The sequence below is a fragment of the Microvirga tunisiensis genome, assembly GCF_009296175.1.
Classification (GTDB): Bacteria; Pseudomonadota; Alphaproteobacteria; order Rhizobiales; family Beijerinckiaceae; genus Microvirga; species Microvirga tunisiensis.
Genome location: NZ_VOSK01000248.1, coordinates 1 through 9,492 on the forward strand (window position 1 = coordinate 1; position 9,492 = coordinate 9,492).

Annotated in this window: 8 protein-coding genes; 4 read left to right on the plus strand and 4 right to left on the minus strand. The window is 64.0% G+C overall.

Annotation, left to right across the window (positions count from 1 at the left end; translation table 11 throughout):
- The coding region (locus FS320_RS47250; protein ID WP_210252226.1) for a hypothetical protein at positions 1-326 on the minus strand (326 nt) is incomplete at its 3' end.
- A gap of 187 nt (positions 327-513) precedes the next feature.
- Between FS320_RS47250 and FS320_RS32045 the strand changes: the two genes are divergently transcribed.
- From FS320_RS32045 to FS320_RS32060, 4 genes are all read left to right on the plus strand, one after another.
- Complete coding sequence (locus FS320_RS32045) at positions 514-2,703, plus strand: tetratricopeptide repeat protein (RefSeq protein ID WP_152716486.1); 2,190 nt, start codon at positions 514-516, stop codon at positions 2,701-2,703.
- Positions 2,704-3,552: 849 nt separating this feature from the next.
- Entirely contained in the window at positions 3,553-4,752 is a 1,200-nt protein-coding gene (locus FS320_RS32050; protein WP_152716487.1) for an ABC transporter substrate-binding protein, read from the plus strand.
- A 139-nt stretch (positions 4,753-4,891) separates the two neighbouring features.
- Complete coding sequence (locus FS320_RS32055) at positions 4,892-5,641, plus strand: DUF1194 domain-containing protein (protein WP_152716488.1); 750 nt, start codon at positions 4,892-4,894, stop codon at positions 5,639-5,641.
- 309 nt (positions 5,642-5,950) lie between these two features.
- Positions 5,951-6,544 (plus strand): hypothetical protein, encoded by a 594-nt coding sequence (locus FS320_RS32060; RefSeq protein WP_192926367.1) that lies wholly within the window; start codon positions 5,951-5,953, stop codon positions 6,542-6,544.
- A gap of 68 nt (positions 6,545-6,612) precedes the next feature.
- Here FS320_RS32060 and FS320_RS32065 read toward each other — a convergent pair whose 3' ends face one another.
- The 3 genes from FS320_RS32065 to FS320_RS32075 are packed head-to-tail and all read right to left on the minus strand — an operon-like array spanning position 6,613 to position 9,221.
- On the minus strand, positions 6,613-8,205 hold the full coding sequence (locus FS320_RS32065) for a copper resistance CopC/CopD family protein (protein WP_152716489.1): 1,593 nt from the start codon (positions 8,203-8,205) through the stop codon (positions 6,613-6,615).
- Between the two features lie 45 nt (positions 8,206-8,250).
- Positions 8,251-8,787 carry a YcnI family copper-binding membrane protein gene (locus FS320_RS32070; protein ID WP_152716490.1) on the minus strand — a complete coding sequence of 179 codons (537 nt, stop codon included), beginning with the start codon at positions 8,785-8,787 and terminating at the stop codon, positions 8,251-8,253.
- Positions 8,788-8,828: 41 nt separating this feature from the next.
- Positions 8,829-9,221 (minus strand): DUF2946 family protein, encoded by a 393-nt coding sequence (locus tag FS320_RS32075; RefSeq protein WP_152716491.1) that lies wholly within the window; start codon positions 9,219-9,221, stop codon positions 8,829-8,831.
- Positions 9,222-9,492: the final 271 nt, after the last annotated feature.

The window sequence follows — 9,492 nt, forward strand, 5'->3', positions numbered from 1 at the left end:
GTTCGTCCCGGAAGCGTCGGTCCGGACGCGGATTGAAGATCATGGAGAGTGTTTCCCCGACTACAGCCAACCAGCGCATGTTCCCTCTCGCGTGTTGTTTGCGGCATCTTGCTCAAGGCGCCGTTGGTGGTCAAACCGGACAGTTTGTCGCTTTCGGGCTCGCGAGCGTTCAGCCAGTGGCGGCGAGTTCCAATAAAGCGAGACGTTGACCCTTCAGCCAGCTCTGGGTCATAGAGTAGCGAACAGCAATTTAAATGAAGGTCGGATCCCCGTCTCACAAGCGGACCAAAGCGGCATTCGGTAGCAGACGCCACCAGATCGTCCATTGCTATGTCCCCGGTCCCGTTGACGCAACAGCTCTCGCGGCCGCGGGAACAGCCCATCCGGTGTTATCGCCAATGCGAAACACCACTGATATCATGGTCAAGACTGTTGAGACGTCCCGCGAGTTGAGGGATCGGCCGCGGACGCATCGGGGGCCTACCCAGCGTATCTCTCCAGGGAGAGACGACTATGGCAACAGCATGGGTCGAGAGGCGGCTTGCGGCGATCCTGGCGGCGGATGTCGTCAGATATTCCCACCTCGTTGAGCAGGATGAGGCTGGTACCCTGTCGGCGTTGAAGGACCTGCGACGCGAAGTCATCGAGCCGCTGCTGGCGGTGCACCATGGTCGAATCGTCAAGTTGATGGGCGACGGGGCCATTGCCGAGTTCGGCTCGGTAGTCGATGCTGTGGCCTGCGCGGTCGGCGTGCAGAAGGGCGTAGCGGAGCGGCAGGCCAATGTGCCGGCCGAGCACCGGATCGTGTTTCGCATCGGCATCAATCTTGGCGACGTCGTGGTTGAGGGGGAGGACCTCCTCGGCGACGGTGTCAACGTGGCAGCCCGGCTGGAGCAATTGTGCGAGCCGGCCGGGGTTCTGGTCTCCGGCGCGGCTTATGACCAGCTTCAGGGCAAGCTCGACCTGATCCTGGACTTCGTCGGCGAGCAGCGGGTGAAGAACATCAGTCGGCCGGTGCGAACCTATCGTGTCCGGCTAAAGGGCTCGCGGCCGAGCTTGCGCCTCCACGCGCGGCGCTTTCGCCGATGGGTCGCCGCTGGGGCGGCCGCACTGGTCTTGCTGGTCATTGGACCCATACTCTGGCGGCGTCCGTGGGAACCGCGGCTGGAGCCCGCATCCGTCGAGCGGATGGCCCTGCCGCTACCCGACAAGCCGTCGATCGCGGTCCTGCCGTTTGCCAATCTGAGCGGCGATCCGGAGCAGGAGTACTTCGTCGACGGCATGACCGAGGACCTCATCACCGACCTGTCGAAGGTCGCGGGGCTGTTCGTTGTCGCCCGGAACTCGGTTTTTCCCTTCAAGGGCCGAGCCGTGAATGTGCGTGAGGTGGCGGAGAAGTTAGGCGTGCGCTACGTACTGGAAGGCAGCGTGCGCCGGGCGGGTGACCAAGTGCGTGTCAATGCGCAGCTCATCGACGCGACCACGGGCGGGCACCTCTGGGCTGAGCGTCACGACGGCAGCGCCAAGGACATATTCGCCGTTCAGGACCAGTTCGTCCAAATCATCGTTCAGGCTTTGGCGCTCAACCTCTCAAAGGACGAGCAGGAGGAAATCGGCCGCGGGCAGACAAAGAGCATCGCCGCGCGTGAGGCCTTCCAGCGCGGCTGGGAGCTCTATCTCCGCTTCACGCCTGAGGAGAACGCATGGGCGGCGGCCGAGATGAAATCCGCAATCGCTCTCGATCCGAACTACGGGAGGGCCTATGCCGCCCTGGCGCTGGTTTATTTCCGGGGCTGCGCGTGGGAGTGGAACGAATCCTTGGGCATGAGCGCCGCTCGAGCGGCCGAGACAGCAGACCTCTACCTGCGCGAGGCGAAGTCGCGGCCGTCATCGCTTGCGAATGTCGCGGCGGCGCATCTCAACCTGTGGGCCGGGAAGCATGACGACGCCTTCACCGAGGCAGCGCGGGCTCTTGCACTCGATCCGAATGATCCCGAAGCCCATCTCGGCATGGCCTGGACCCTGATCACCACCGGCAAGCCGCAAGCCGGCCTGGAATTCATTGAGACCGCCATGCGGCTCAATCCAAATTACCCCAGCCATTACGCCCTGGCCCGGGGCATAGCCTTGTTTGCGAAAGGCGATCTCGACGAGGCTGCGCGCGCATTCGCAAGGCCGATCAAGGCCGACCCGCACGCCATTGAACTGGCGCCTCCCCTCGCCGCGACGTACGCACACCTTGGGCGGCGGCAGGAGGCACGCGAACTGGTCTTGATGTTGAATCCCGGAGCGCGCCAATCGGACTCGGAGTATTATCCGGTTGCCTATCATATTCCGTACAGGTGGTCTGCGGCGGCAGCCCAAACGGCGGAGCGGTTGATCGACGGCCTTACCGTTGCCGCATTGCCGATGGGGGTGACGGTACCGAATCTCATAACCGCTTTGGAACAGGGCACTGAGTTCGAGCGCACATGGGCGGCAAAAACTCTGGGGCAATTTGGGAGCCAAGCTGCGGAGGCGGTTTCAGCCCTGATCCGCGTGCTCGCGGACGGGAAACCCGCCGTGCGCTGGCAAGCCATCATCGCCTTGAAGAAAATCGGCCCTGCGGCGCGGGCGGCCCTTCCTGCCCTCGCTGCCATCCAGGATGATGACTTGCTCGGATCCGATGCGAGGGATGCCGTGAAGGAAATCGAGAACAGGTGACCTGCGGTGGAAAGCGCGTTCAGGCCAGGACAATGAGGACGGCTGGCTGCCCTCCCTTCCACTTCAACTCTCACGTTCCACACAACACCAGAGGACCCGGAGGGTACCCGGCAAGCCAAAATCAGATTTGGCGGCTTGTGCTCCCGAATGCCGAAGTTTTAGACGGGGTCCGACAGCCTGACCCCACAAGCATTGTGGGATTATTTAAGCGCAAAAAGCTTGTTCGATCGGTACTCAGCACTTGGTGGTCTTTGCTACCGAATGCCGAACCAAAGTGCTGCTTCGGCCTCATGCCAAGCGCGGACCATTACCGTAACTCCGGGGACGAAAAGGCAACGATTGGCGCCGCCTGGAGGCGCTGGAGCCGTCTCGTCACAAGGCGAGTGTCTCTCGTTTGACCCGAGCCCATCCGGCCTTCCTTTTGTTGAGGGCAAACGGCTTCACAGTCGTAGTCGTGGTGGTCCCGCCTGCATTGCTCCGAGCAATCCTCGTTACCGCACGCCTCGAGGCACGTCTTGAGGACTGGAGCGCATGGACGGCACTGACCCTGGCTCGACCGGTTCGTTTCCTGCGCGAGTGCGGTGGCCGCCGTCACGAGCAGCATGGAGACCAACAGAGCTCGCATATCATCCTCCTTTCGCTCAAGCAGGGAGGATACTGCGAGTTCGGCGCACAGGCTTCGTCAAAGCGTCGCTTTCTGGTATACTGCTGTCGGGCCGGTTGGGACGTCCCCGCCGTTTCGGATTGGGTTGCGGTTTTCCTCACGTGACGCCTGTCCCGGCCATCCGACATGTCTCGGAACGGCTCGCCGCCGGCGATCGCACGGGCCGTCCTGAACGGGAGAGAGCCATGAAAGCGAAGCTCATTCTCGGCGCCGTGCTGGCGCTGTTCCTGGCCGGAGCCGCCCAAGCGCAGATCGCTGTCAAGCTGGGCGTGCTGAATGACCAGTCGGGGGTCTACTCCGACCTCACGGGACAGGGTTCGGTGGTGGCCGCCAGGATGGCGGTCGAGGACTTCAGGCCCGCCGACAAGGGCATCACGGTCGAGATCGTTGCGGCCGACCACCAGAACAAGCCGGATATCGGCGCCAGCATCGCCCGGCAATGGTACGACCAGAACGGCGTCGACGTGATCCTCGATGTCCCGAACTCCTCGGTGGCGCTGGCCATCAATGCCCTCACCCGCGAGAAGAAAAAGATCTTCATCAGCTCCGGGGGCGGCACCTCCGACCTGTCTGGTGCACAATGCTCGCCCAACACGATCCACTGGACCTACGACACCTGGGCGCTTGCGAACGGCACTGCCAGCGCGATGGTCAAGCGCGGCGGCGACACCTGGTTCTTCCTGACCGCGGACTACGCCTTCGGGCATGCGCTTGAACGCGACGCATCGGCTCAGGTCATCAAGGCCGGCGGCAAGGTGTTGGGCGCGGTGCGCCATCCCTTCCCGGGACAGGACTTCGCATCGTTCATCCTCCAAGCGCAGTCATCCGGAGCAAAGGTGATCGGACTGGCGAACGCCGGCGGTGATTTCGTCAACACCATGAAGCAGGCGGCCGAGTTCGGGGTTGTGCAGGGGGGCCAGAGCCTGGCAGGCCTGCTGGTCTTCATCACCGACGTGCATTCACTCAGCTTGCCGGTGGCCCAGGGGCTGGTGCTGACGGAAGCATTTTACTGGGACCTGAACGATCAGACGCGAGCGTGGTCCAGGCGCTACGCTGAGAAGATGGGAGGCAAGATGCCGTCCATGGCGCATGCCGGCGTCTATGCGGCGGCGTTGCATTATCTCAAGGCCGTCGAGGCCGTGAAGGACAAGGATCCGGCCAAGGTGATGGCGAAGATGAAGGAGATGCCCACCGACGATCCGCTGTTCGGCAAGGGCAGCATCCGCCCGGACGGGCGCAAGATCCATGACATGTACCTGTTTGAGGTCAAGAAGCCGGGTGAGTCCAAGGGCGAGTGGGATCTATACAAGCTGCTGGCCACGGTTCCGGCCGACCAAGCGTTCCGCCCTCTCAATGAAGGTGGCTGCCCGCTGGTGAAGGGCTGACCAGCGGAAGCGGCCCGGAAGGCGGCAAGCGCCTGGATGGGAGCCGTAACCGGACCGGACAGCTTTGCGCCACCACCAGCCGGGCGCATGATGGCCACTCGCCCGGCGGATTGTCTTACCTCCCCGCCTGGAGGCGGCCATGAACAGGCTCAGGAAGCTCGGTGTCGTGGCGTTCGTGTATGTCCTGCTGGCGGGCGGCTCGGCAGACCCGGTCGAGACCGTGACCGACACCAATGTGGTCACCGGCCTGGATTTCTCGCATTCGGTCAGCCTGGAGGAGCATTGGATCGTACAGGAGGGGCTCGCCCAAGCCCTCCTTTCGCCCGAGATCCTCCGTGCCATCCAGGCAGGCCATCACGGCCGGATCGGCTTCGCCCTGTTCGGCTGGCATACTACAATCATGCCGCTGCTGCCGTGGATGCGGATCGGGTCTGCGGACGATGCTGAACTCGCAGTTCAACGGATCCGAGCCGCGATCATCGAGCAGATTGCCACTGAAGCGACTCTGCGTCGGGCGGAGAGCCGCTTCGGCAGGCCCACCGACCTGTCCCATGCCCTCTCGTCCGCGACAGCCATGCTCCTGGCCGCGCCCTTCCGGTCCAGGCGCTCCGTGATCAACATCATCGGGAATGGTCCTGATAATGTGAATGAGGATGCCCAGGGTGCGCGGGACGCCGCGCTCGCCCTCGGCTTCACAATCAATGGGGTCGTGCTGGGGCACGATCCGGACGTGATCGCCTATTTCCAACAGAAGGTTGTCGGCGGTCCTGGTTCCTTCGTCGAGCACGTGCCGTCACCCGAGGGAATGGCCGAGGTCCTCAGGAGAAAGTTCATCAACGACATCGTGATCGGGTTCGCGGATGGCTCTGAACCGGAGCCCGATCACTGAGAATGGAGCTGTCGCACATCTGATCCTGTGGGCCATTGAGGAGATTGTGACCGCGTGCTCCGGCCGCCTCGCAAGGGAGGGAGGATTCCATGTTGGTACGCTTTGCTCGACCTGTCCATGTTCCAGGTCACGGCGCCGGGAACGGGGGGAGAGCCGCAATACGGGATGAAGGGCAAGCTGTTCATGGCCGGTTCTGCCAACTCGGGAGGCACGGGCCCAACGTGCGGTTCAACGCGAGGTCCCTATCGCGTTCTCCCAAAGGCGATTTCGGCGTACAATAGCGGGTCGCATCACCAACGGAGGTTAGCCATGACCCGGCTTTGCACTCTCGCGTCGGTTGCGTTCTGCGTTTTCGCGGTCTCCTCCCCTGCCCTGGCCCAGCACAGCATGAAGCCCATGAGCGATGACCAGACCATCAAGAGCGCGATGGCGGCGGCCCCGCCCGCCGTGGCCAAGAATGCCACTATTGTGACGGTGAACGAGAAAGGGGAACTGCGGACCCTCCGGAAGGGAGGCAACAATTTCACTTGCATCGCGGACGACCCGAGCACCCCTGGTCCGGACCCGATGTGCATGGATGCCAATGGCGTGGAATGGTGGCAGGCGTTTCTCGCCCACAAGGACCCGCCGGCCGGCAAGCCCGGCTTCATCTACATGCTGCGGGGCGGCACCGATGCCAGCAACACCGATCCCTTCGCGACCAAGCCCGAGCCGAACAACAACTGGATTGAAACCGGCGCGCACGTGATGGTCGTCGGGGTCACCAAGGACACCATGCCGGGCTATCCGCGCCTGCCGAAGCCGGACACGTCACAGCCTTACGTGATGCTGGCAGGCACGCCGTACGAGCACCTGATGATCCCGGTACAACCGTCTCAGCTCGACAAACGCGCAGCGCGGTAAACCAGTGCCGCCGTGCCCCCCATCACGGCGGCGCTTCCTATCGGGGAATGGTTCAGGAGACGGACGGGTCAGGGTCGGATGTCCACCTCCCCGTCCAGGGTTGCCTTTTCAAAGTCGGTGATCAGCGCATCGACCCGCACCGTCCAGCGCCCCGGCCGGGGCACGACGAGGTTGTCGACCTGCCAAGTCCCATCACTGCTGCGTTGGGCCTTCCGTTCGATGGGCTCGATGCCGACAGAGGGATTGGCCAGGGTGAGGGTCACTTCCTTGGGATTGAGCGGCCCGAAGTCCCCGGTCATCAGCGACATCGAGGCTTGAACCGGTCCCGCGCGACCGGGGCGGAGCGTGAGCTCGACCATGGCTTGTGCCGTATGGATGTGCGTGCTCACCGGCTCCGCGACGGTCTGCACGAGAGCACGGGGCGGCGGCGTGAAGCGCCAGGTTGCCACGAGCCCGAGGATCACCACGGCAAGGGCCACCTCTCCCATGATCGAGCGGATCAGCGAGCGGCTTGCCGCTGGTGCTCGGGCCAAGGCTGGCGTCAGACGCTGCCGGTTGAGGACGGCCAAGGCGAGAAGAGCAATGACGGCGGCCAGCTTGGCGAGAAGCACACGCCCATAGGCAGTGGAGAGCAGAGCGGACGGGGGTTCGACCTGGACGATGCTCAGGGTCAGCCCGGCCAGGACCAGGAGGCCCACCATCGGAACGGCCACGGCCGAGAACCGGCGCACGATGGGCAACGATGCCTCACGCATCGTCCCGATGACCAACGCGAGGGGCACGAGGCCGCCAACCCAGAACGCCGCCGCCATGGCGTGCAGCAACACTGCGGGGCGTGTCAGCCATTGCGGCTCGGCCGCGCTCGCATGTCCGCTGAGGGCGAGCGCGAGACCAGCCCCGGCTAGTCCCAGCAGCGCCAGCGCTGGGCGGGTTCGTCCGGCCGCATCGATCAGGGCAAACCCTGCGCACAGCAGTGCCATAACGGCACCCATGGCCGTTAGGCCATAGCTGGTCGCACTCCCCTCATGCCATGGATGGAGCGAGAGCAGCAGCGGGAACGATGCGTCGAGGACATCCAGCCCTTGCAGGCCGACCGACAGGATGGTCGCAACCAGCCCGAGCCCGATGGCCGCGCGGACGACCTGCATGCCAGCCTGCGGGGTTGCCCCGGGCGCGATCCAGAGCGCGAAAAAGGCGCCGCCCGCCCCGGCGAACAGGCCGATGTAGAGGGCCAGGCGAACGAGCCAGATGGCGAGGGCAACCGGCTCGTCGAGGCTGGCGGGCTGCTCCCGTGAGGCAGAGGTCGGAGTGCCGATGGAAAAGACGATGGAGCCAGCGATGGGGTGGCCGTCGGATGAGATCACCCGATAGCTGAGCACCTGGGTGCCCCGGGGCAGGCTCTCGGGCAGGGCGAGCGTGACGATGCCATCACGCGCCTCGGCCCTGAGATCCTCGTGCGCCACGCCCTTGGCATCGGTCAGGCGCAGCCTGAGCGGCGAGACCGGCTCGTTGAACCGCAACTGCATATGGGAGGGATCGGTTGCGAGAACGGCTCCGTCAGCGGGAATGGCCTCGACGAGCGCGGCATGCGCCTCGGCCCGTCCGCAAAGGAGACCGCAGACGAGCAGGAGAGCGACGGCGATTGGGCGAAGTTGGACCATGTCATTATCCGGCGGCGCCGGCAGATGGCGCGCCCCGGCCTCTGCTCAGTCGACCGCCTTGGGGCGCAGCTTCACGCCCGGTGCCGGGGACTTATAGTCATCGCCTTTCTTGCCCTCAGTCGGGATCTCGATCCAGCGGTCGGTCTTGCCACCTCCGCACTCCTGCACGACGGGGAAATAGAGCGTCGTGTCAGGCTTGAGGCCATCGGTCAGGTAAGCGCGGAAGACGAACTCGTCATAGTGCTTGTCGAGCAGCTTGCCAGTCCAGACGATCTCCCGCACACCTTCGGTCGTGGGCGTGCCGTAGTACTCGTAAGACTGCTTGTACGGTGCCTCGACCGTATCCAGCTCCCAGCTGGCCTTCGGCATCGGCTTGACGGCGATCACCCCCTCCGGGATCTGCACCCGCAGCTTGAGGGTCGGCTCGCCCTCGCAGCCGTGCGGCACGCGCAGAACGGCCTTGTAGGTCGAGCCGATACCAGCGGGCTGCGGTTCCAGGGTGACGTGGGCCAGGGCCATGGAGGAGAGCAGGCAGAAGGGTGCGGCAGCGCCGAGAGTGCCGAATTGGCGGATCCTGTTCATCGGATGTGTCCTGTGGGTGTGTTGATCGAAGGGAAGACCGATCAGACAGGACGCGGCGGAGCACGGGCCCCGATGGGCAGGCACCAGAGACGCCTTGTGACGAACTCCCAGCCCGCGAGAATGAAGGCAAGAGCGAGCGTAAGCGCAGGCGGGGCGAAAGCGATGAATGATGGGGGCGGGGCGACCGCAACACCGAGAATGCTGCCGAGAATGCAGCACCCCGCAGGATGATGGGTGCTGTCGGCTGGGACCGGTGCCGCCGGAGCATGATGGTGCTCATGGGCCTGCGCCGATCCCGCATGGTGCCCGTCGTGATTCCCCGGCCCCAGTGAGGCGCCAAACCCGACGAGGTGACCTTGCAGGACAAGAGCCAGGATTGCCGCGAGCGCAATGGCGCGGCTGACTTGTCCCTGACCTGTGGATGCGCACCTCATGACAGGGTTATCTACAAGCGGCCCTCCAGAAAGCCATGGACCAAGGTCCGAAGGGCATCGTCAACCTAAGTGTTTTTGCATGCGTTTTATAGATTTTCAGCCGGGGCTGCGGACGTACTTTCAATAGCTTAGGGCTCGGTTTGGTAATAGGGGCAAAACCGTTGGCGATCACGCTAAGGAGCAGCGGTCGCTGACCAGATCTGCCAGGCGCGGGACGGCTGGCGCATCAGCAATTCCCAGTCTATCGCCAAGATAGCTCCAGAATGACACT